General features: G+C 61.7%; 19 protein-coding genes and 1 tRNA gene. 10 read left to right on the forward strand and 10 right to left on the reverse strand.

The window, feature by feature from the left end:
- Nucleotides 1-19: 19 nt before the first annotated feature.
- Nucleotides 20-253, reverse strand: a complete 234-nt coding sequence (locus tag AC1D2G_RS16555; RefSeq protein WP_477415352.1) for a hypothetical protein — start codon at nucleotides 251-253, stop codon at nucleotides 20-22.
- A gap of 451 nt (nucleotides 254-704) precedes the next feature.
- Here AC1D2G_RS16555 and AC1D2G_RS16560 point away from each other — a divergent pair, with 451 nt between their 5' ends.
- Both AC1D2G_RS16560 and AC1D2G_RS16565 read left to right on the forward strand, forming a co-directional pair.
- A complete protein-coding gene (locus AC1D2G_RS16560) occupies nucleotides 705-1,058 on the forward strand; it encodes a hypothetical protein (RefSeq protein WP_477415354.1) in 354 nt (117 codons plus the stop codon).
- A gap of 279 nt (nucleotides 1,059-1,337) precedes the next feature.
- Nucleotides 1,338-1,556, forward strand: coding sequence for a hypothetical protein (locus AC1D2G_RS16565; RefSeq protein ID WP_477415356.1), 219 nt, complete (start codon nucleotides 1,338-1,340; stop codon nucleotides 1,554-1,556).
- A gap of 1,567 nt (nucleotides 1,557-3,123) precedes the next feature.
- Here AC1D2G_RS16565 and AC1D2G_RS16570 read toward each other — a convergent pair.
- The 3 genes from AC1D2G_RS16570 to AC1D2G_RS16580 all read right to left on the reverse strand — a co-directional run bounded on the left by AC1D2G_RS16570 (nucleotide 3,124) and on the right by AC1D2G_RS16580 (nucleotide 5,108).
- Entirely contained in the window at nucleotides 3,124-3,798 is a 675-nt protein-coding gene (locus AC1D2G_RS16570; RefSeq protein ID WP_457154210.1) for a peroxiredoxin-like family protein, read from the reverse strand.
- 413 nt (nucleotides 3,799-4,211) lie between these two features.
- A tRNA-Val gene (locus AC1D2G_RS16575) sits at nucleotides 4,212-4,286 on the reverse strand.
- A 138-nt stretch (nucleotides 4,287-4,424) separates the two neighbouring features.
- The gene (locus AC1D2G_RS16580) at nucleotides 4,425-5,108 is read right to left on the reverse strand and encodes a phosphoglycolate phosphatase (protein WP_477415358.1); all 684 of its coding nucleotides are present in this window, start codon (nucleotides 5,106-5,108) and stop codon (nucleotides 4,425-4,427) included.
- A gap of 389 nt (nucleotides 5,109-5,497) precedes the next feature.
- On the opposite strand from AC1D2G_RS16580, the gene rpiA reads away from it, so the two are divergent.
- The 3 genes from rpiA (at nucleotide 5,498) to gor (ending at nucleotide 8,332) form a co-directional block, all read left to right on the forward strand.
- Nucleotides 5,498-6,229, forward strand: a complete 732-nt coding sequence (rpiA, locus tag AC1D2G_RS16585) for a ribose-5-phosphate isomerase RpiA (protein ID WP_477227217.1) — start codon at nucleotides 5,498-5,500, stop codon at nucleotides 6,227-6,229.
- Nucleotides 6,216-6,824: a DUF2059 domain-containing protein gene (locus tag AC1D2G_RS16590; RefSeq protein WP_457154959.1), complete on the forward strand. Its 609-nt coding sequence runs from the start codon at nucleotides 6,216-6,218 to the stop codon at nucleotides 6,822-6,824. The genes rpiA and AC1D2G_RS16590 overlap by 14 nt, the downstream gene beginning before the upstream one ends.
- Nucleotides 6,825-6,940: 116 nt before the next feature.
- A complete protein-coding gene (gene gor, locus AC1D2G_RS16595; RefSeq protein WP_477227216.1) occupies nucleotides 6,941-8,332 on the forward strand; it encodes a glutathione-disulfide reductase in 1,392 nt (463 codons plus the stop codon).
- 69 nt (nucleotides 8,333-8,401) lie between these two features.
- On the opposite strand, the gene mgtE is transcribed toward gor, so the two are convergent.
- Both mgtE and AC1D2G_RS16605 read right to left on the reverse strand, forming a co-directional pair.
- A complete protein-coding gene (gene mgtE, locus AC1D2G_RS16600) occupies nucleotides 8,402-9,766 on the reverse strand; it encodes a magnesium transporter (RefSeq protein WP_477227215.1) in 1,365 nt (454 codons plus the stop codon).
- Nucleotides 9,767-10,037: 271 nt separating this feature from the next.
- On the reverse strand, nucleotides 10,038-11,930 hold the full coding sequence (locus tag AC1D2G_RS16605) for an ABC transporter ATP-binding protein/permease (RefSeq protein WP_477415360.1): 1,893 nt from the start codon (nucleotides 11,928-11,930) through the stop codon (nucleotides 10,038-10,040).
- 512 nt (nucleotides 11,931-12,442) lie between these two features.
- Here AC1D2G_RS16605 and AC1D2G_RS16610 point away from each other — a divergent pair.
- Nucleotides 12,443-12,934, forward strand: a complete 492-nt coding sequence (locus AC1D2G_RS16610) for a hypothetical protein (RefSeq protein ID WP_477415361.1) — start codon at nucleotides 12,443-12,445, stop codon at nucleotides 12,932-12,934.
- 49 nt (nucleotides 12,935-12,983) lie between these two features.
- Here the strand turns inward: AC1D2G_RS16610 and AC1D2G_RS16615 are convergent, their stop codons facing one another.
- Nucleotides 12,984-13,664, reverse strand: coding sequence for a DsbA family oxidoreductase (locus AC1D2G_RS16615; protein WP_477415363.1), 681 nt, complete (start codon nucleotides 13,662-13,664; stop codon nucleotides 12,984-12,986).
- A gap of 18 nt (nucleotides 13,665-13,682) precedes the next feature.
- Nucleotides 13,683-15,503: an extracellular solute-binding protein gene (locus tag AC1D2G_RS16620; RefSeq protein WP_477415365.1), complete on the reverse strand. Its 1,821-nt coding sequence runs from the start codon at nucleotides 15,501-15,503 to the stop codon at nucleotides 13,683-13,685.
- Between the two features lie 232 nt (nucleotides 15,504-15,735).
- Between AC1D2G_RS16620 and AC1D2G_RS16625 the strand changes: the two genes are divergently transcribed.
- Nucleotides 15,736-16,365, forward strand: coding sequence for an invasion associated locus B family protein (locus AC1D2G_RS16625; RefSeq protein ID WP_095091562.1), 630 nt, complete (start codon nucleotides 15,736-15,738; stop codon nucleotides 16,363-16,365).
- Nucleotides 16,366-16,438: 73 nt separating this feature from the next.
- Here AC1D2G_RS16625 and hspQ read toward each other — a convergent pair whose 3' ends face one another.
- Entirely contained in the window at nucleotides 16,439-16,762 is a 324-nt protein-coding gene (gene hspQ / locus AC1D2G_RS16630; protein WP_167392389.1) for a heat shock protein HspQ, read from the reverse strand.
- A 178-nt stretch (nucleotides 16,763-16,940) separates the two neighbouring features.
- Nucleotides 16,941-18,149, reverse strand: a complete 1,209-nt coding sequence (locus AC1D2G_RS16635; RefSeq protein ID WP_477415367.1) for a UbiH/UbiF family hydroxylase — start codon at nucleotides 18,147-18,149, stop codon at nucleotides 16,941-16,943.
- A 113-nt stretch (nucleotides 18,150-18,262) separates the two neighbouring features.
- Between AC1D2G_RS16635 and AC1D2G_RS16640 the strand changes: the two genes are divergently transcribed.
- From AC1D2G_RS16640 to pcsA, 3 genes are read left to right on the forward strand one after another with little or no spacing between them, the layout of a single operon-like run.
- Nucleotides 18,263-19,159 (forward strand): DUF2182 domain-containing protein, encoded by an 897-nt coding sequence (locus tag AC1D2G_RS16640; RefSeq protein ID WP_477415369.1) that lies wholly within the window; start codon nucleotides 18,263-18,265, stop codon nucleotides 19,157-19,159.
- 14 nt (nucleotides 19,160-19,173) lie between these two features.
- Entirely contained in the window at nucleotides 19,174-19,788 is a 615-nt protein-coding gene (locus tag AC1D2G_RS16645; RefSeq protein ID WP_095091806.1) for a DUF1326 domain-containing protein, read from the forward strand.
- Nucleotides 19,785-20,591 (forward strand): phosphatidylcholine synthase, encoded by an 807-nt coding sequence (gene pcsA / locus AC1D2G_RS16650; RefSeq protein WP_477415371.1) that lies wholly within the window; start codon nucleotides 19,785-19,787, stop codon nucleotides 20,589-20,591. The genes AC1D2G_RS16645 and pcsA overlap by 4 nt, the downstream gene beginning before the upstream one ends.
- Nucleotides 20,592-20,607 lie beyond the last annotated feature (16 nt).

Below are 20,607 nucleotides of genomic sequence, written 5' to 3' on the forward strand. Positions count from 1 at the left end.
GGGAGGCCGCCCGCTTAACTTACGCGGCGCGCCGTTGAGCGGGGTGGAGACCTGAACGCGTTCGACGAGGGTCGACGGCGGTCACGATGCTGTGGTGGTGATCGCAATAGACGCGATCCGGCGAAGTTGGCCCAGCACAAAAACGGTAACCGCCGGGTACTGACGCGTCTTCGCTCACCGGGAAGCGGCACTGATAGACGCCTAGCTGAATGAGGGGGACGTCTCTCGAAGTTGGTCTGGTATTTTCAGGCATGATTTTCAGGTTCCTAGTTCATGGCCATCTCCGGCTGACGGCCGCAATGCGCCGCGTCAGGGCGAGCTTCTCTCGTTTTGGAGGGCTGTGGATCACCATATGGTGTTGGTTGCAGCATCAATGAAGCCCGAGGCCCTGCTTTCGGAAGCCAGTTGTTGCGACTTAAGGCCACACTTACCGCTAGCGTGTGGTTGACAGCGCGAAGGCATCCGGCGGGCGATGTTGTCGCCCCCGGGTTAATCGGCAGGCGGGGTGAGGGGTGCCTTGTGGCCCCCAAGCGCGCGGCGCTTTCGGTTTTCAGGGCCCTCAACCGGCCAGCCCCGGGAGGGCGATCTGCGGGTGCGAAAACATTTTGTCAGCAGACAGGATGGTCGCGTCCCAGAGCATCTCTCCGAACCGTTGCGCCGGTGCTATAGTGTGCCCGCATGATCAGACAGCAGGGATATGAGGCATGCCCGAAGTCACCCGCCGTACACTTCTCGCGTTCGCCGCCGTGGCCTCGGTCGTTGAACCGACGCTTGCTGAAGGGGAAGGCGCCTCGCCCGAATTGCGGTCGCTGATCGGAGCCCATGAAGCCACCTATGCCGGGCTTTACAGGGTTGTTCATCAAGCGGGCAGTAGCAGCCACGAACGCAAGAGGGCCGACCGGATTGAACAGGACGCATTGCTGGCCATCTGCGCCTATCCTGCGATCAGCCGAGGCGACCGACGGGCTAAGGCCGAGTACCTGTTGGCCGCTGAGGCTCGGGGCGAACTCGACCTGGAAGAGCACATACAGGCCATCCTGCACTCGATGAAGCGCTGATCGCGGGCTCGACGCCATTGTCTTTCCGCGCCGGCGCGGGGTTGGTCGCTCATACTGGAATTCCCACCGCACTCAGCCCGTCGTCGAAGCGACTCCCCAAGCGTGGCAACCCCGGCTCGAACCAACGGTTTGCATAACACCTGCTATCCCGTGCAGCCGATGTCCGCAACTGCGCCGCGACTGACCAATATGCGAAGCGACCGACATCACGGTGCCGGGTGTTCGGGCTCCAAACTGAAGTTGGCGCACGCCCTTGACGTACGGCGGAGGCGTTCCCATATGCGTTTTGGCGCACTGCGCGCCGAAATGAGCAATCAGCTAATCGCAAGCGAAAATCAGCAAAATCATCCAAGCGCACAAATCAGCAAAAATCAAATCCAGCTAAACCGATCAAAAATAAGCAAATCAGCACGCGCAAAACACACAGCACCCAATCAGCGAAAAATTATCAGCTCAGCAAAACTCAAAATCAAATCACATTTCAAACGCCGCAACTGACAGTGGCGTGGCCACGCCCATCGGTTGCACCAAAACCTGAATTGGATTTCGAAATCTCGACATTAACCCCCATTGGGTACTGTCGGCGCCTGCAGACCCGGAAACGCCAAGAGAATGGTTATCCGCGTCAAAATTGAACTCAAGCTGGAACTAAAGACGGTCCTCAAGATCGTCGTTTTCCTGATCGGCTACTTCGGTAGTTAAATGGAGGGGCATCGCGAGGTGCCCCTTTCCGTTTCCAATATCGGTCACCGACTGCCGCGTGGTTTAGCCCGCCGCTCCAGCCCGGCCGGAAGCTTGCCGGTCCACAGATAGACCTTGTGGTTGCCATGTCCGCTTGCGTTTGGGGCCTCGGAAGCCCTTGGGGTCGAAGGCATCAGCAAACAGCACACCGTCTTGCCGCATCCGCATGATGGTCTTGGTGGGCGAGCTATCGCCCACGTTGGCTATTTCCCGGTTCGTGATGTGAACTTGCCACACCAGCAGCCAGATAGCGCGGGTTTTGCGCCGGTTCTGGTGCTTGGTCGGCGGCTTTGGTGTCGGATGCTTGCCTCACACCGGCCCGGCTATTGAAGCCGCCAACGTGACCGCTCGACTTTACGACCTCGTCCACCCCTCCCGGGTGCGCTGGCCCTGCTTCAGCCTGATGCACCGCTACTCGAAATCCTTGATAGGGCTCTCGCCGCCCACCGCGATCCCAACGGGGAGGTGGCGTGATGGGGACGCCGCTTATCGGTATCGTCTTGGTGCATTTCCTGACCAGCGATGACATGGACGCTTTCATCTGGCGGATTGGGCGCGGACATCGAGGCTTCAACGCCGCGAAGTTTGCTCTGCGCAAATCTGGCTGGCGCACTTGGCGGGATGAGGTAAAGCTCAGGAGATCGGCAGAGGTAAAGAAAAAAGGCCCCGGTTTAATCCGGGGCCCTTGATTGGTGCGGGCAGACGGAGTTTCACCGCCCAACGGTTCTCCCGTCTCATGATTTCTGGGAATAGCTCACCATCTGGATGATCGCGTGACTGCCCACTCTCTAACCCGCAGAACCGCGAGAGCGTTGAAGCCAATTTTCAGTGCTGTTTTCATTTGCCTCTCCAAATTTGCATTAGGGGTTGGAAACCAGAGAATGCAAGGCCAGAGAATGAGCAGCCACGTTACGACATCTTCGATGGAAATACCCAGAGTCACGAGTGCCGAGCTCTGAATTCATCGCTGCTGATGTAAGGAGGCGATGTCCAATCTGCAAGTTTATCAGCACCCGCGCTTCGCGCCCCCACCCCGGCCACACCCAAAAAGGGCGCCGCAGTGGAGCACCTGGGAGCGTCGAGTTCATCCGGCCAAGATTCTGCACTAGGCCGAGGTCTTTTTGATTTACGCGCCAGTTACACGCCGATGCCGATTTTCAGAGATTTGCGTAGGCGCCAATTCATCCAACGTTTCTTAAGTAGTTGGATGGTGGACGATGCAGGGACTGAACCTGCGACCCCACCCGTGTGAAGGTGAGAACTCGCATTTCTGCGGTTTACTGCAACATCTGCTATCCGTGCACCCGCTCAGCGCACTGCGCCGCTACTGACCAATATGCGACGCGACCGACATCATCGCCTCAGAGTTCGGGTGGGCGCCCAAGCCGCCATCGAAAACTTCGGAGAACGTCCAGCGAACGACGCCGTTGCGGTCGAGCAGGAACTGACCGGTGAGCTGGCCCACGCCGGTCGCCATCATTTGCTGGTCCGCTTCAGTGATATCGTAATTGTCTTTTTTGTTCAGATATTCGAGCGTGGCAAACGGATCCATCGGCTCAGGCATTTCGCCCGGCACGTTGAGCCGCATCGCCTTCACATCGCTCATCGAGACCTTGTGCGGCAATGCGCTCTCGCCCTCGGTTATTTGCATATTGGGCAATCCAAAGGCGCGGTGTGAAACGCGCTCCGGATCGGATGCAGCAAGCAAACCAACCATCGGATGGTACCGGAGATAAAGGCGCGCCCGCTCGATGGGCGTGTTCACCACCGTGAGGCTTTCGATGCCCTTTGCGTTAAGGGCTGGTGTGAGCAGCGAAACCGTCGCGATATGACGCCTGCAAAACGGACAATGCAGACCTCGATACAGCCCAACCAACACTGGCTTCTCGCCGCGGAAATCGTCGATAGCTATCTTGCCCTCGCGAGTAATTGCGTCGAGTACGAAATTGGGCGCTCGTTCGCCCAGTTGCAGAGGGCCTACGTCGGCGCGGTCAGACATGCTTGATCCTCCTCGCGGCTCAATCCAGTGACGAAAGCGCGGCGGTACTTCCGGCTCCAGCCGGTGTTCGGCACACACGTCCTGAGCCTGCTGAAATTGCAATGTAGCACAGAGATGGGCGGACGTTGAGGCGCTACCTAAGGCTACGCCTTGGGGAGCCGCTCCTGGCGCGCAGAAGCAAACGGCTGGCAATCAAGGAATCGATTACAGGTTGGAGCCTACCAACGAGGGGAGCATTTCGGGCCTTCGGGACGGAATACCGCCGTGAAAGAGGCGAAGCCAGCTGCTCAGTTCCCGACGCCGGTGTCGAAAACAATCGTCGAATTGGTGGCGACATAGCGGCGAAACGAAAAAGGCTTAGATCGACGATTTTGGCCAACAAATTAGTAAGCTGCTGGCTTTTTTAGGGATTTTGGTGGGCGATGCAGGGATTGAACCTGCGACCCCACCCGTGTGAAGGGTGTGCTCTCCCGCTGAGCTAATCGCCCGCTCGTTGCCCGAAGGCCAAGCGAGCCGCGATATAAGGGAGGCAGGTGCGGGAAGTCAAGGCGGTGTCAGGCGTTCCGGCAGGGATCGGATTGTTGTCCTGTGGACCCGCCTCCGACGTGACGCCGGCTGCTTTCTGGTCAGTTCCCCGCGGCGACGATCAGCCTTTGCGCCAGATCGAGCGTCAGCGCGTCGAAATGCGAGATCACCGCCGAGGGTTCGAATTCGCGCACATGGCGGTCGGTGTAGCCGAAATCGACCGCCACCACTGGAATGCCGGCGGCCTTGGCGGTGTCGATGTCGGTCTGCGAATCGCCGACCATCACGGCGTGGTGCGGATCGCCGCCAGCCAGTTTGATGGTTTCGATCAGATGACGCGGGTCGGGCTTGCGGAACGCGAACGTGTCCTGCCCGGCGATTGCGGCGAAATGCTTCGTCAGGCCGAGCGCCTCGATCAGCGCCAGCGAGTTGGCTTCGTATTTGTTGGTGCAGATGGCCAGCAGATAGCCGGCGTTCTCGAAGCGGGCGATGGCCTCGACGACGCCGGGGTAGGGGCGCGATTTGCCGGGGATGTTGAGGGTGTAGTGGTCGAGGAAGAGTTTCAGCAGCCGGTCGTGCTCCTCGACGTCAAGCGACCGCTGCTGGGCGGCATGGGCCCGCTCGATCATCACGCGGCCGCCGTGACCGACAAAGCGCCTGAAGCCGGCCTCATCGACCGCCGCGATGTGGCTGGCGGCAAGGCTGTGGTTCAGGCTGTCGAGCAGGTCCGGCGCTGTATCGACCAGCGTACCGTCGAGGTCGAACACGATGATCGGGCGAGTCATGGTCAGTCCTGGGCCAAGTTCAAGCAAGTGGCAGGCGATAGCGGCTGCGGCGCGTCAAGGCAAGCGGGATGGGGCAAGCGGGGCGGGGCGGTCTGGCAAGCAAGCCCCGCCGGACCGGGTATTTCGTGGCTTGCCGTCGGACATGAAAAACCCGCCATGGCGGCGGGTCGTTGGCGCAAATCAGCACCATGGACAATTATGTAGCATAGCTGCCATCAGCAGGTCAAGAAAAAATTCCTATCGGAGTTGCCGGACACATTGCCCCTGACCGCGCGTTGCCAGAACAGCCATGTTGCTCGTCGCCAGGGCGTACGCCGCTGCCAAAGGCTTTGACCCGACCGGCAAAAATGCTAGGAGCCCAGCAGCGAATTTCCGGGGCAGCAAGCGGCATGGATGCAAGACAGTTGAAGGTCGAAGCCGCGCGGGCAGCGCTCGCCTATGTGAGCGACGGCATGCGGCTCGGCATCGGCACCGGCACCACCGCCGAAGAGTTCGTGCGGCTGCTTGCCGAGAAGGTCGCCACCGGCATGACCGTCATCGGCGTGCCGACTTCGGAGCGCACCGCGTCGCTCTGCCGCGAGCTTGGCGTGCCGTTGTCGACGCTGGAGGAAACGCCGCAGCTCGATCTCACAGTCGATGGCGCCGACGAGGTCGATCCGGCGCTGACCCTGATCAAGGGCGGCGGCGGCGCGCTGCTGCGCGAGAAGATCGTTGCCGCGGCTTCCCAGCGCATGATCGTCATTGCCGACCAGTCGAAGATGGTCGGGACGCTCGGCCGTTTTCCACTGCCGATCGAAGTCAATCGGTTTGGCCTGCGCGCAACCGAAATCGCGATCGGCGCGGCGGCTGAAAAGCTCGGCCTTTCCGGCCCGGTCACATTGAGGATGACGGGCGGCCAGGCTTTTGTTACAGACGGCGGCCATTTTATCCTCGATGCATCTTTTGGCCGCATTCCGGATACAAGAGCGCTTTCGAATGCTCTCCACGCCATTCCGGGCGTGGTCGAGCATGGTCTTTTCATCGGGCTGGCGTCAGCGGCCATCATCGCCGGCGGCGACGGTATCCAAACTGTCCATGCCGCCCGAAAACCAGGGAGTTCTACCGATCATGATGTTGCATAACCGGGTTCGCAGCCTTTGCGCCGTTCTGGCGGCTACGGCCGTTTTCGCCTTCTCTTCGCCGGCGTTTTCGCAAGAAGTCACGGACTCGCACCTGAAGGCCGCCCGCGCGGCGGTCGCGGCGATCCACGCGACCGACCCGTTCGACAACATCCTGCCGCAGGCGGCAGCCGCGCTCGAATCGCAGCTCATCCAGAAGAACCCGGACATGCAGGAGCTGATCGGCAAGACCATCAACGAGAAGGCGCTGGCGCTGGCCTCGCGCCGCGCCGACCTCGAGAAGGAAGCCGCACTCGCCTACGCAAAAGTGTTCTCCGAAAAGGAACTGACGGATATCGCCGCCTTCTACAGTTCCGATTCGGGCAAGAAGCTGCTGGATAGCGGCCCGACCGTGACCCGCGAACTGGTCAAGGCAGCCGACATCTGGCAGAACGGCCTCGCGCGCGATCTCGCCCAGCAGGTTGGCGAGACGCTGGCTGCGGCCGCCAAGGCCAAGGCGCCGGCAGCCCCTGCCGCAGCGCCCGCGGACGCAGCCGCACCAGCCGATGGCGCCGCACCCGCCGACGGTTCGGCTCCCGCAGACGACACGCAGAACTGATCTTGCGTTTCCAAATGGCCTTGCGGCCATCGATGAAGCCCGGCTTGTCCGGGCTTTTCTTTTGCTGCCTGGCGGCCTACCTGTCACTGGATTTCTGAAGCTTGAGGAGCCGCCAGATGGCCGGTTACGACTACGATCTTTTCGTCATCGGCGGCGGCTCGGGCGGGGTGAGGGCGGCGCGCGTCGCCGCCGCACTCGGCAAGCGCGTCGGCATCGCCGAGGAATACCGCTATGGCGGCACCTGCGTCATCAGGGGCTGCGTGCCGAAAAAGCTCTATGTCTATGCCTCGCAATTTCCCGAGCATTTCGCCGACGCCGCCGGCTATGGCTGGACGGTGCCGGAGGCGAGTTTCGACTGGCAGACGTTGGTCGCCAACAAGGATCGCGAGATCAGCCGGCTTGAGGCGATCTACCAGAGGAATGTCGAGGGCGCCGGCGGCGAGGCCTTTCACTCGCGCGCCATGATCGTCGATCCGCATGTCGTGCATCTTCTGGGCGAGGATCGCACCGTCACCGCCGACCAGATCCTGATCGCCACCGGCGGCCGCCCGGCGCCGCATCCGGCGCTGCCCGGCCATGAGCACTGCATCTTCTCCAACGAGGCTTTCGATCTCAAGCAGCTGCCCAAGGCGATCATGATCGAAGGCGGCGGCTACATCGCCGTCGAGTTCGCCAACATCTTCCACGGCCTCGGCGTCGACACCACGCTGGTCTACCGCGGCAAGGAGATCCTCAGCCGCTTCGACATGGACCTGCGGCGTATGCTGCATGAGACGATGGAAAAGAAGGGGATAAAGATCCTCTGCCATTCCGTGTCCGAATGGATCCGCAAGCGGCCGGACGGCCGGCTCGACGCACTCGTCACCGGCGGCAAGGTGCTGACGGTCGACCAGGTGATGCTGGCCATCGGCCGCATCCCCAACACCGAGAACATGGGCCTGGAAGGCATCGGCCTGGAGATGACCAAGACCGGTGCGATCGCCGTCGACAAATACTCGCGCACCAACATCGACAACATCTGGGCGATCGGCGACGTCACCAACCGCGTGCAGCTGACGCCGGTGGCGATCCACGAGGCGATGTGTTTCATCGAAACCGCCTTCAAGGGAAATCCGACGGCGCCCGACCACGACACGATTGCGACCGCCGTCTTTTCACAACCCGAAATCGGCACGGTCGGCCTGTCGGAGGATGATGCGGTCAAACGCTTCCCCGACATCGAGATTTACCGCGCCACATTCCGGCCGATGCGGCACACGCTGTCCGGCCGCGACGAGAAGATGCTGACCAAGCTGGTGGTCGACGGCGCGTCGAAGCGGGTGCTCGGCGCGCACATCCTGGGACCGGATGCCGGCGAAATGGCGCAGCTTCTCGGTATTCCGCTGAAAGCCGGGCTGACCAAGGATGATTTCGACCGCACGATGGCGGTGCATCCGACGGCCGCGGAAGAGCTCGTCACCATGTACAAGCCGACCTATCGCGTGAAGGACGGCAAGCGGATGGATTGACCTGGCAAATGCCGGGGTTCAGCTCTCCACCGCGGCAAGGGTCTTGCCACGGCGGAGATCTGGGAATTGCTACAGCAGGGTGCCGCGCAGAATCACCAGCGCCACCGAGAAATAGATCACCAGCCCGGTGACATCGACCAGCGTGGCGACGAACGGGGCCGATGCGCTGGCCGGATCGAAGCCGATGCGTTTCAGGGCGAACGGCAGCATCGACCCCGACAGCGAGCCGAAGGTGACGATGCCGACCAGCGCTGCACCGACCGTCGCGGCGATCAGCGGCCAATGCGGCCCATAGTCGTAGAAGCCCATATATTGCCAGAGCGCGATGCGGCCGATGCCGACCACGCCGAGCATAGCGCCAAGCACGAGGCCGGTGGGCAGCTCGCGCAGCGCCACCCGCCACCAGTCGCGAAGACCGATTTCGCGCAGCGCCAGCGCCCGGATGACCAGCGAGGTCGCCTGCGAGCCGGAATTGCCGCCTGAGCTCATGATCAGCGGGATGAACAGCGTCAGCACGATCGCCTTTTCCAGCTCGCCCTCATAGCTCTGCATGGCGTTGGCCGTCAGCATCTCTGAGATGAACAGCGCGCACAGCCAGCCGCCCCGCTTCTTGATCATGGCGAGGAAGCTCATCTTCATGTACGGCTCGTCGAGCGCCTCCATGCCGCCGAAACGGTGCACGTCCTCGGTCGTCTCCTCGATCATCGCGTCGATGATGTCGTCGATGGTGACGATGCCGAGGATCTTGCCGTGGTCGACGACCGGGACGGCGAGCAGGTCGTATTTCGAGATCGTCTGCGCCAGGGTTTCGCGATCGGTCAGCGGGGTGACCGTCACCGGCGCGCGATCCGGCGCCACCGTCATGATCGAATCCTCCGGCTCCCCGGTGATCAGCCGGCGCAGGCCGGTCGAACGCATCAGGAGATGCGTCTGCGGATCGACGATGTAGATCGCGTAGACGGTTTCGCGCGTCCGCTCGACCTTGCGGATGTAGTCGAGCGTGCGGCCCACGGTCCAGTCCGAAGGCACGCTGACGAACTCCGTCGTCATGATCGATGCGGCGCTGCCTTCGGGATAGCCCAGAATGGCAAGCAGCGTGGCGCGCAGGGGCGGCGCAAGCCCGCCGAGCAACTCGGAACGACCCGGCTCGTCCAGCTCGCGCAGGATGTCGGCGGCGCGGTCTTCCGACATGGCGGTGAGCAGCTTGCCCGCCTTGGCGCGCGGCAGCGCCTCCATGAGTTCGGGCGCGCGGTCGAGTTCAGGCTGGTCGAAGATCTCGACCAGCCGCTCGAACGTCACTTCACAAAGCAGTTCCGTCGCGCTTTCTCGCGGCTCCCTGTTCAGGGCCTCGACAATGTCGGCGACGTGATCGTTGGCTAGGATACGGGCGATCGCGACGGCCTCGTCGCTCGCTACGGGGGTAAATTCGTTCATGGCTCACTCCTTGCCGTCCGGCAGGACATGAACCATTCAGGTCACGTCTAGGCGGACGGCTGTTGCGTTCGACTGTGACTGTCGCCAGGCATGGCGCTGTGACCTTTCCGCTTGCGGGTTCGCGTTTGACTGTCTGCAAGCCGGCGCAAGATAGGTGCGCGCCTTGCCGAGTCAATCGTGGTGAGGATGAAAAACGGTGCCGAATGGCACCACTCGCGAGACTGTGATCGGCGGCCGCCGCACAATGCGGCTGGCCGAGATCAACGGGTCGTCATTTCTGCTTCAGCCGGCGCGAGAAGCGCAGCCACTTGTCCTCGACCGGCCTTGGCTGGACAAGAATCGTGGTGAGTTCGACAGGCAGGGTCGGAACCAGAGGCTTCTTGGTGGCGACGCCGTCGGCGATCGCCACGATGCTATGGTAGAATTCTGCGCCGGCCAGCGATCGCGGCGCCACCGCCTCGTGCATGACGCTGATCACCGTGACATCGGGGCAGTTGTCCTTGATGGCCTGGTGGAAGGCAATCTTGCCCTCGGGGTCGAGCGCGCCGGTCGCCTCGTCGAGGAACAGCAGCCCCGGCTGCTGCAGCACGATGCGCGCCACCACCAGCTTCTGTTTCTGGCCGCCCGACAGAACCTGGTCCCAGCTTTTGCCTTCGCGGCTTGCGTCGCCTAGATGCGAGATGAAGTCGCCAAGGCCGGCCTTGTACAGCGCCGCCGCGACATCCGCATCGCTATGATTGTGCTCGGAGCCCGGCAGGCAGACCAGCTGTTTCAGCGTCACCTGCTGCAGCTTGACCTCCTGGGCGGCATAGAAACTCTTCACGCCCTCGGGGAAGACGATGGTGCCATGGCCATAGGGCCAAAGGCCGTTGATCGCCTTGATCAGCGAGGTCTTGCCGCAACCGGATTCGCCTTTCAGGAACGTCCACTCGCCGCGCCGGAAGCGCAAATTGGCGGCGCTGAGGAACGGGGTTGCGTCCTCGCCCTGATGCGCCAGTTCGAGCTTCTGGATGGTCAAGCCGAAAACCGGGTTCTGGCTGGCGTAGTGGAAGTCGGAACGGCCGGTCTGGCTGTAGAATTCCTGCGGATGCTGGACATTCTCGATCGCATTGGCCAGTTCGGTCACGCGCTGGCTGTTGGCGCGCAGCGTGGCGATGGCCGGCATGACGTGGATGAACCACGAACATTGGCCGATCAGCGAATTGACCAGCTCGGAGCCGGTTATGTAGCCCTTGAGATCGAGACCGTTGTGGATGAACGGCACCAGGCCCGGCCCGTAGGCGACGATGCGGGCGCCGATGAAATTGTAGATCAGTTCGAACGACATGTAGACGGTGTTGACGATGTTCAGCCGCGTCCATGTGCCGTCGATGTCGACATAGAGCCGGCCGTGCATGGTCCTCTGCACGCCTTCGCCCTGGGACGCCGCGACATGGAAGCTGCGGCGCAGGAATGTCGTCAGTTCGCCGCGGTAGCTGCCTTCGGCCTGCTGCATCCTGACGTTGAGGCGCTCGAGCAGGCCGCCGAGCTTGACCGCGATCCAGGTGTTCAGCGGCACATAGGTGGCGACGGCCAGGAAAGCGAGGACGGCGCTGCCATAGCTGCCGAGGAACTCCAGTCCCTTCACCTCGACGGAGTTTTCAAGCAGCTTCTGACCGACGAAATAGAGCGAGGTGGCGACGCCCAGCACGCCCATGGCGAGCCCGATGGCGCCGCCGGTCATGTCCTTGATGGATTCCTGGACGCGCTGGTCGATGTTGTCGGGTGCCGTTGCGCCGCTGCCGGTCGACGCATGCTGGGCATGAAAATGCGTATGATTGTTGTCCAGCAGTGCTTCGTTGAAGCGGCTGTCCAGCCAACCGCGCCATTTGCGGTGCAAGGTCGCCGAGACAAGGTTGCGGATGCCGGTAAAGCCGGCGTCCTTGAGCAGGACCAGCAGCACGAGGATGCCGGCATTGACCAGCAGCGTGCGAAGCGGCGTGGTGTTGGCGGCGTCGTGGAAGAAGGCGATCGAGTTGACCAACTCGCCGGAGGCTTCGGCGAACCAGACACCGGCCTTGCTGGACAGCGCCGTGAGCAGCGCGATCACCAGCGTCAGGGTCCAGGCTTCCTTCCACCGGTCCGAGAACCAGTAGGCCCGCATCAGGCCCCAGAAGGTACGCATCGACGATACCGGCGTCAGAAGCGATGGCCGTGCGGCATCGCGAGGTGTTTTTTCCGGTACTGACTCTTGCGTTGGTCTATCGACCCGAATCACGATCCCGCCCAAACCATTTTTGTTTTGTTACGGATGGTAACACCAATTGATCATTTTCTATTAATTTTTAAAGCTGGCCAAAGGGATTACCCCGGACGACCGTTGCCATGAGGCAACAGATTGCCGGGTCGAAGCGCCGTCAAACGGATCGGCAAAAGCGGAATATTGCTATTGATTTCAATTTGTTGAGGGACGCGGGAGGGCCATCGGCGAAGTTTCCCTTAGGGAAGGTTTTCACACGGGTTTGTGAACTCGAAAATCTAATTGACTGGTAAATTTCCTGACTGCGGACTGACCGAATCTTCGGAAATCTTCCGTTCGTGACCTCGCCAGAGGCAGAAAAGTGACCCGAAACGGTCGTTGCGGCAGGCGTGCCGGGCGGCACATCCAAGCCCGTTGGGTGAGGTCAGGAACCGCGTTTGACAATTGCTTCGTTCGGGACTGAACCTTGCCGGGCACTGTCGGCACCCATGCATGTCCGGTTCTCCAACGAGGAAGCTTCCAATGCTTGTACGCGCAGCCGCAACCCTGTTCCTCCTTGCCTGGCACCCCCTGGCGCAGGCCGCCGAGCAGAGCATTCCGGCGGGGCTGAGGGCCAGATCGAGTTCAACACGCCGTCCGGCAACATTGGCTGCATCTACACCCCGAAGGGCGGCACCAGCACCTATGAGCCGCAGGACGGCGGCCCGGAACTCAGCTGCTCCCGCGTCGCGCCGAGCTATGTCACCATCATCCTGGGACCCAAGGGGCCGGCGACTTTGATCAAGAACCCCGGCGAGCAGTCATGCTGCAGCGATGTCACCAAGCTCGCTTACGGCAAAAGCTGGAGCGCAGGGCCATTCTCGTGCGAATCGTCAACCAAGGGACTGACCTGCACGGCCACGGATTTTTCATCAGCAAGGCCAAGGTGACCGTGAAGTGACGCCGGCTCCCGCCGCATAAGGGCAGGGGCAGCCGGTCTCAGCCGGCCTTTTCCAATTCGCCGCGCGCCTTGGCGGCGGCCACCTGACGGATGGCATCGGCCAGGGTATCGGCATCCTGTGCGCCCATGACCGCGTATTTGCCCTCGAGCAGGAAGCACGGCACGCCTGTTATTCCCATGCGCGAGGCGGTGGCGATCTCGGTGCGAACCGCCTCGACGTCGGCCTCGGTCGGCAACAGCGTGGCAACCACGGATGCGTCCATGCCGGCCTCGCGCGCGGCTTCGACCAGCACGGCATGGTCGCCGATGTCAGCGGCTTCTTCGAAATTCAGCTGGAACAGGCGGCGCACCAGCCGGTTCTGCACGGCTTCGCCGGCGGCGCCGGCCCAGCGGATCAGGCGGTGTGCATCGAGCGTGTTAGGCGCCACCTTGATGGCGTGGAACGCAAACGAAATGCCTTCGGCCTCGCCCAGCGGCTCGATGCGGGCATGGATTTCGCGGATGCGCTCGTCGCTGCCAAACTTGGCCAGCATATAGTCGCGGCGATCCTTGCCTTGCGGCGGAATGGTCGGATCGAGCTGGAACGGCCGCCAGCGGACATGCACCTCGGTGTCGCCGACAGCTGATATCGCCCTGTCAAGCCGCTTCTGGCCGATGAAGCACCATGGGCAGACGACGTCGGACACAACGTCGACGGTGACGGCGTTCAGCTCACTCATCTCGATCTCCCGAAATCCTCAGTTCGGCTTGCGCCACCAGCTTGGCAGTTGATACCCAAATATGGGCGTCTTTTGCGGATGTTCCAGATAGTTCCAGTAGGCGATCCATTGCTGCGTGTTGTACTGCGTCGGCACCATGTAGTTGCCGGAGATCAGCAGCCGGTCGAGAACCCTGACCGCCGCGACATAGTCTTCCTTTGAACGCGCGCGCAGCATCGCGTCGATCGCAGCGTCAACCGCCGGATCGGCGACACCGGCCAGGTTGAACGAGCCTTCGGCCTTGGCCGCTTCGGATCCCCATCGGCCAAGCTGTTCGATGCCGGGCGACAACGAATTGTTGAAGCCGCTCGATCCGATCAGGGCCTCGAAATCGAAGCGCTGCTTGCGCGACTGGATCTGATCGCCGTCGAGGCTGCGGATGGTGACGTCGATGCCGATCTTCTCCAGCGTGCGTTGATAGATGCCGGCAAGCCGCTCCTCATCCTGCGAAGCAACCAGAATCTCGAAGCCAAACGGTTTGCCATCGGGATCGAGCATCGTCCCGTCCTGCACGTGATAACCGATGCTTTTCAAGAGATCGAAGGCCGCTTTCAGCACCTTGCGATCCTGTCCTGAGCCATCGGTGACCGGTGGCCGGTATGTGCCATCCATGACATCGGCCGGCACGCGGCCGGGGTAGGGCGCCAGCAGCGCCTTTTCCCTGTCGTCAGCCGGATGACCAAGCGCGGAAAGCTCGGAATTCTGCCAGTAACTCATCGCGCGGGCGTACTTGCCGCCGAACAGGTTCTTGTTGGCCCATTCGAAGTCGTAGAGCATGCCGAGTGCACGCCGCACCACCGGGTTGGCGAACTTCTGCAGCCGCATGTTGAACAGGAACCCGGTCACCACGGGCGGAATGCCAGTGTCGAAGGTTTCGGCGACCACGTCGCCCTTGTGGAAGGCCGGAAAATCGAGATCGCGCTCGCGCTTGACCGGATCGCCGTCGTCGTCGATGGCGCAAAGGCCCTTCTTGAACGCTTCGAGCTTGGCGTTCGCGTTGAGGAAATACTCGATGGTGATCTGGTCGTAATTGTCGAAACCGCGCTTGGCCGGGACGTCCTTGCCCCAATAGTCCGGGTTGCGCTTGAAAACGATGCGTTGGCCGGGCTGTACCTGCGCAACGGTGTAGGGGCCACTGCCGATCAATGGCTTCAGCGTCGTCTTGTCGAACGTCTCCTTGTCGAAGGCATGCTTGGGTATGATCGGCGTCAGCGCGATGATCAGGGGCGTCTCGCGATTGGCCTTGTCGTTGAAGGTGAAGCGTACGCTGTGATCACCGGTCTTTTCGAGCTTGGCGATCAGGCTCATGCGGGCGCTGTAGGGTGGACGGCCCTTGTCGGTATAGACATCGTAGGTGAACAGCACATCCTCCGGCGTCACCGGCTGGCCGTCGGACCATTTGGCTTTCGGGTTGAGATGGAACTCGATGCTCTTGCGCTCGGGATCCATGTCGGCGGTATCGGCGAGCAAGCCGTACAGGCTGAAGGGCTCATCGTAGTTGCGCTGCATCAGCGGCTCAAAGACGAGATTGCCGTAAGTCTGGTCCATCATGCCGCGCGCCGTCGTGCGCAGGCTCTTTAGGATGAACGGATTGAGATTGTCGAAGCTGCCGACGACGCAATAGGTGATCGAGCCACCCTTCGGCGCGTCCGGATTGACGTAGTCGAAATGCGTGTAGTCGGGCGGCAAAGCCGGTTCGCCCTGCATGACGATAGCGTGCTTCGGCTCCGATGCGGCCGGCTGATGCGAAAGGGCGAGAAACGATATCGCGGTGATCAGCCAAACAAGAACGCGGCCCATGACCGTCTCCTTACTGGGTCGGCTTGATGATTCGGTGCGCACCCTAGCATGAGGCAACTGCGTGCCGGCCAATGGCGTCATCAAGAATTACAAGTGGCGGGCTGGATTCGACATCGCTTGCAGTGTAACACGCCCCCCGAAGTCATTCTGTTGCCTCATTTTGGCAACAGGTAGCTGGACCACACGGCACGAAGAAGCCGGTCCCGGGATCATTTGAGAGGAAGTGCACGACATGACGAGCCTGAACAGCAACGCGTACCGCCTGTCGGTCATGGCCGCTGGCGTGGTCGGCTTTCTGGGCGCAGGGCTTCCCGCTGCTTCCGCACAGCAGCAACAGCAGATTCCGCAAGGCTGGTTCAAGGCTTGCACCAAGCAGGAAGACGTCGACATCTGCAACGTCCAGAACATCACCACGGCCGGCAACGGCCAGCTGATCACCGGCGTCAGCCTGATCGAGCTGAAGGGCAAGGTGAACCGCAAGGTGTTCCAGGTGACGGTCCCGACCGGCCGCCTGGTGCCCCCCGGCATCGGCCTGCAGATCGACACCGGCAAGGCCGTGAAGCTTGATTACGTCATTTGCTTCCCGGATCGTTGCGTGGCCGAAGTTCCGCTCACCGACCAGCTCGTCGGTGCCTTCAAGAAGGGCCAGGCGATCACGCTGACCTCGGTAAATTTCCAGAACCAGCAGAACCCGATCAAGATCGCCCTGCAGGGTTTCAGCGGCGCCTATGACGGCCCGCCGCTGCAGCAGTCCGATATCGAAGACCGGCAGAAGAAGCTCCAGGACTTCGTCGCCAAGAACAACCAGGATTTCGCCAAGAAGCTCAAGGAAGAGCAGGACAAGGCGAAGACCGCCAACTGATCATCCGGTTTTTGCCGGCCTAACAAAGAAGCGGGGTCATGCCCCGCTTTTTTTGCGCCTGTCGTCTGGTCGGTTAATGCCTCGATTGCCGTTTCGGCTCGTAGCGCCCGTCCGGCCTCTTGTCGAACATCTCCTTGATCTGCGGATGCCGGACCGGCTCGCCCGACTGATCCTCGAGCAGGTTCTGCTCGGAGACATAGGCGATGTATTCGGTTTCCGAATTCTCGGCGAGCAGGTGATAGAAGGGTTGATCCTTGCGCGGCCGCACGTCGGCCGGGATGGCTTCGTACCATTCGTCGGTGTTGGCGAACTGCGGATCGACGTCGAAAATGATGCCCCTGAAGGGAAACAGCCGGTGGCGAACCACCTGTCCGATTGCGAATTTGGCTGTTTTCATCGTACTCACCACTGAATTCCTTGAACTTATTTGGCGCAGACTGGGCATCAATTCAATCCCGACGCGTTTTGGTCGCGCCTTGAAGCTACGCAGGACGCGGCGAAAAGGTTTTGCCGCAGGCCGCCGATGCCGACATTCGCCGAGAGCGCGGATTGACGGAATCTTGGGAAGATCGCTATCAGCGTGCCGGCTTTCGCAGGCCGCCGGCCAGCGCCGCAAAGCCGCTGCCTGGACGAAGCCCCTCGCGCATGAAAAAGGCGCGAAGCGGCGCGAAACCTCCGAGAACGCCGAGCCCGGCAACACGGGCCATCTGCGCCGGCAGCATGTCGGAAAGCAGCGACATGTTGAGCAGATTGACCGCACTGCTGCGCGCAAGAATATCCGGGCGGCGTTTGAAATCGTAGGCCGCAAGGGCCTTCGCAGCGCCGGGGTCGGCGCGATTTTCACCAGCAATACCAACGAGATCGTCGATATCCCTGATACCTAGATTGAGGCCTTGCGCGCCGATCGGCGGAAACACGTGGGCGGCTTCGCCGACAAGCGCCACACGCTCCCGCGCAAAACGCAGCGGCGTCACCGCCGAAAGCGGATAAATCTGCCGGCCCGGTTCGACCGTCACCCGGCCCAGCATCGACTGCATCTGCTGTTCGACCCGCACGGAAAGCGTCGCATCGTCCAACGCGGCGAGTTCCGTTGCTGTCTCGGGCTTCACCACCCAGACCAGGCTCGAGCGATTGCCGGGCAGCGGAACCTGCGTGAACGGACCGGTCTCGGTGTGGAATTCGGTCGAGGTGAAGGCATGATCGCCGCTGTGACGGAAATTGAGGACAAAAGCTGCCTGCGGGTAGGAGCGGGCCGAGGTCGAGATGCCGGCCGCCTGGCGGGCCGGTGACAGCCGTCCGTCGGCGGCGACCGCCAGGGATGCATCCAGCGTGCTGCCGTCGGTCAGCACGGCACGGGCATGTTCGGCGTCGAGATGCCAACTTGCCACCATCGACCTCCGCCAGTCGACGCCGGTATGCTTAGCAACCGTGCTGGCGAGTGCGGGATTGAGGACGCTGTTGGGCAGGTTCAACCCGAACTGGTCCTCGCCGATCTCGCTGGCGCGGAAGGTGACGACGGGGCTACGGATCAGCCGGCGGGTCGCATCGACGATGCGCATCACCTTCAAGGGCGCCGCCTTGGGCTTGATGTCTTCGAGCACACCAAGCCGCGCAAGCACCTGCAGAGCGGGGTTCATCAGGGCCGTCGTGCGGCCATCGGGGGCAGAAGTTTCGGGCCCGACAAGCGTCACCGGGAAACCGGCCTCGGCGAAAGCGAGCGCCGCGATCAACCCTGCCGGCCCCGTGCCAGCAACCAGTATCCGCGCAGTGTCTCGATGCTCCAAGATCGGCTTCCGGCTTGCAATGCGAGGCAGCCCACCCGACCTGCCAGTCGATCCAGCATATAGGTCAATTCATGCCGCTTGATCAACGCGGCGATTCGGCTCATTCGGATGTCATGACCGGCCAGCAAGACGACTTCAGCCATCTCGACCGCGCCGGCCGCGCCATGGCGAACATCGCGCGCAGTCCCCGTGTGACGGCAAACGTCGTTGTCGGCGCCTGCATCCTGCTTGCCTGGCTGTTGCTTGCCGCGATGGCAATCCGCAGCGCCGAAGGGCGGATTGCGGGCGTCAACGCCCCTGGCGACGCGCTTCTGCGCAACCTGCCGCGACTGCCGCTACCGGATTTCCTGGAACGGTTCTTTGCGCTCTGCCTGTCGCCGACGCCGCTCGACGGAAGCCTCGGCCTCAAGGCCAGCGCGCTCGTCTTGATGTGGTTCCTGATGGCGATCGCCACCATGCTGCCTTCGGCCGCACCGATGATCCGCACCTATTGCGAGATTGCCGACACGGCTCGCATCAAGGGCGAGCCGGTCGTCCATCCGCTGGTGCTGGTTGCTGGTTACCTCAGCGTCTGGCTCGCTGCCTCGATGATGTTCGCGGCGCTGACCTTGGCCATTCATGCATCCGCCTCGTCCAACGGGTTGCTCGACCCCGTCATCGGTATTGCCGGCGCGCTCGCTCTGCTGATTGCGGGCCTCTACCAATTCAGCGGTCTGAAGGAAGCCTGTCTGAAGAAATGCAGGAACCCGTTCTCGATCCTGTTTGCGAACTGGAGCGCGAGGCCCGTCCGCGTCTTCCGGCTTGGCGTCGCGCAAGGCCTGTGGTGCCTCGGCTGCTGCTGGGCGTTGATGCTGGTGATGTTCGCCGTCGGGGTGATGAACGTCTTCTGGATGGCGTTGATCGGGCTGTTCACCCTGATCGAAAAACAGACGGCGAGCAGGGTTCCAACCAGGCTGGCCGGTGCGATACTGCTTGTCTGGGCAGCAGCGCTGCTAGTAGTCTCGCGATGAGTGGGGGAAAGTCGATGTCAGACCAGAGCTGGGCGATGAAAGGAGAGCTCGTACTCTCCTGCAATTGCACGGTTTTTTGCCCCTGCGTGCTGTCGCTCGGCAGTCATCCGCCGACCGAAGGCTATTGCCAGACCTGGGCCGGCTTCCGTATCGACGCCGGCCATTTCGGCGAGGTCGACCTGTCGGGGCTCAATCTCGGATTGATCATGGAAATCCCCGGCTATATGAGCCGCGGGAACTGGACCGCCGGCCTGTTCATCGACAAGCGCGCATCGGTCTATGCGGTCAAGGCGCTGACCAAGATTTTCACCGGCAAGGCGGGCGGGACCACCTCGTTGCTTTCCATCCTTGTCGGCAAATTCCTCGGTGTCGAACAAGTGCCGATCACCTATGAGACGCGTGACAGGACACGCATCTTCCAGATACCGAAGATCATCGACGGGGCGGTAACGCCGATCCCCGGCAAGGACCGAGACAAGGATACGGTGATCAGCAATTCGGAATACTGGATCGCGCCTGAGATCATCGTTGCCAGGTCCGACAAGAGCAAGATGCGGGCTTTCGGCCGAAACTGGAATTTCGCCGGCCGGTCGGCCGAAATCTGCAAGCTGGATTGGCGGGGCCCGTGAGCAAGAACACAACGGCCAAGAAGATCAGGGACCGGATTCCGCGACCGAAGAAGAAAGTCACCTGGCCGCAGGCGAGGGCGTTCTCCGTCCATCTGCTGACCGCCTCGGGCTCGTTCCTGGCCTTCCTGTCGCTGGTGGCCGCGAGCGAACAGCGCTGGACCGCGATGTTCTGGTGGCTGGGGCTGGCCTTGTTTGTCGACGGCATCGACGGGCCGATCGCCAGAAAGCTCGAGGTCAAGGAGATCCTGCCGACCTGGTCGGGCGAAATGCTCGACAACATCATCGACTACGTGACCTATGTCCTGATCCCGGCCTTCGCGCTTTACCAGCGCGGCTTCATGGGCGAGGGATTGTCATTCCTGTCGGCGGCGATCATCGTCGTCTCCAGCGCCATCTACTATGCCGACACCGGCATGAAGACGAAGGAGAATTTCTTCAAGGGATTCCCCGTGGTCTGGAACATGGTGGTGTTCACGCTGTTCGTCATCGAGCCAGGACAATGGGTTTCGTTCGCGGTGGTGGTGGTGGCCGGCATTCTGACTTTCGTGCCGATCAATTTTATCCATCCGGTGCGGGTGGTGCGGCTGCGGCGCATCAACCTCGCGATGACGCTTTTGTGGTGCGCTTTCGGTGCACTGGCGCTGGCGCAGGCGGCACTCGCTGCCTTCTACGATCAGATCGGCGTGCTGGGCGAGCAGGTCAGCACCTTCACCAAGATCGGCATCTCAATTACCGGACTCTACCTTGCCTGCATCGGCGGCGTCATGCAGTTCTTTCCAAGTCTCGGTGCCAAAAAAGCCTGATCAGCCCAAGGAAGTT

The sequence above is a fragment of the Mesorhizobium sp. P2_C7 genome (genome assembly GCF_056404515.1).

Bases quoted from the DNA above. Each gene is read 5' to 3' on its own strand.
- AC1D2G_RS16640 (WP_477415369.1), top strand. From the start codon at position 18,263: ATGACCGGCCAGCAAGACGACTTCAGCCATCTCGACCGCGCCGGCCGC.
- hspQ (WP_167392389.1), bottom strand. From the start codon at position 16,762: ATGAAAACAGCCAAATTCGCAATCGGACAGGTGGTTCGCCACCGGCTG.
- AC1D2G_RS16605 (WP_477415360.1), bottom strand. From the start codon at position 11,930: ATGCGTACCTTCTGGGGCCTGATGCGGGCCTACTGGTTCTCGGACCGG.
- AC1D2G_RS16555 (WP_477415352.1), bottom strand. From the start codon at position 253: ATGCCTGAAAATACCAGACCAACTTCGAGAGACGTCCCCCTCATTCAG.
- AC1D2G_RS16625 (WP_095091562.1), top strand. From the start codon at position 15,736: ATGACGAGCCTGAACAGCAACGCGTACCGCCTGTCGGTCATGGCCGCT.
- rpiA (WP_477227217.1), top strand. From the start codon at position 5,498: ATGGATGCAAGACAGTTGAAGGTCGAAGCCGCGCGGGCAGCGCTCGCC.
- AC1D2G_RS16565 (WP_477415356.1), top strand. From the start codon at position 1,338: ATGCGTTTTGGCGCACTGCGCGCCGAAATGAGCAATCAGCTAATCGCA.
- AC1D2G_RS16645 (WP_095091806.1), top strand. From the start codon at position 19,174: ATGTCAGACCAGAGCTGGGCGATGAAAGGAGAGCTCGTACTCTCCTGC.
- AC1D2G_RS16590 (WP_457154959.1), top strand. From the start codon at position 6,216: ATGATGTTGCATAACCGGGTTCGCAGCCTTTGCGCCGTTCTGGCGGCT.
- AC1D2G_RS16580 (WP_477415358.1), bottom strand. From the start codon at position 5,108: ATGACTCGCCCGATCATCGTGTTCGACCTCGACGGTACGCTGGTCGAT.
- AC1D2G_RS16560 (WP_477415354.1), top strand. From the start codon at position 705: ATGCCCGAAGTCACCCGCCGTACACTTCTCGCGTTCGCCGCCGTGGCC.
- AC1D2G_RS16570 (WP_457154210.1), bottom strand. From the start codon at position 3,798: ATGTCTGACCGCGCCGACGTAGGCCCTCTGCAACTGGGCGAACGAGCG.
- AC1D2G_RS16620 (WP_477415365.1), bottom strand. From the start codon at position 15,503: ATGGGCCGCGTTCTTGTTTGGCTGATCACCGCGATATCGTTTCTCGCC.
- gor (WP_477227216.1), top strand. From the start codon at position 6,941: ATGGCCGGTTACGACTACGATCTTTTCGTCATCGGCGGCGGCTCGGGC.
- AC1D2G_RS16615 (WP_477415363.1), bottom strand. From the start codon at position 13,664: ATGAGTGAGCTGAACGCCGTCACCGTCGACGTTGTGTCCGACGTCGTC.
- mgtE (WP_477227215.1), bottom strand. From the start codon at position 9,766: ATGAACGAATTTACCCCCGTAGCGAGCGACGAGGCCGTCGCGATCGCC.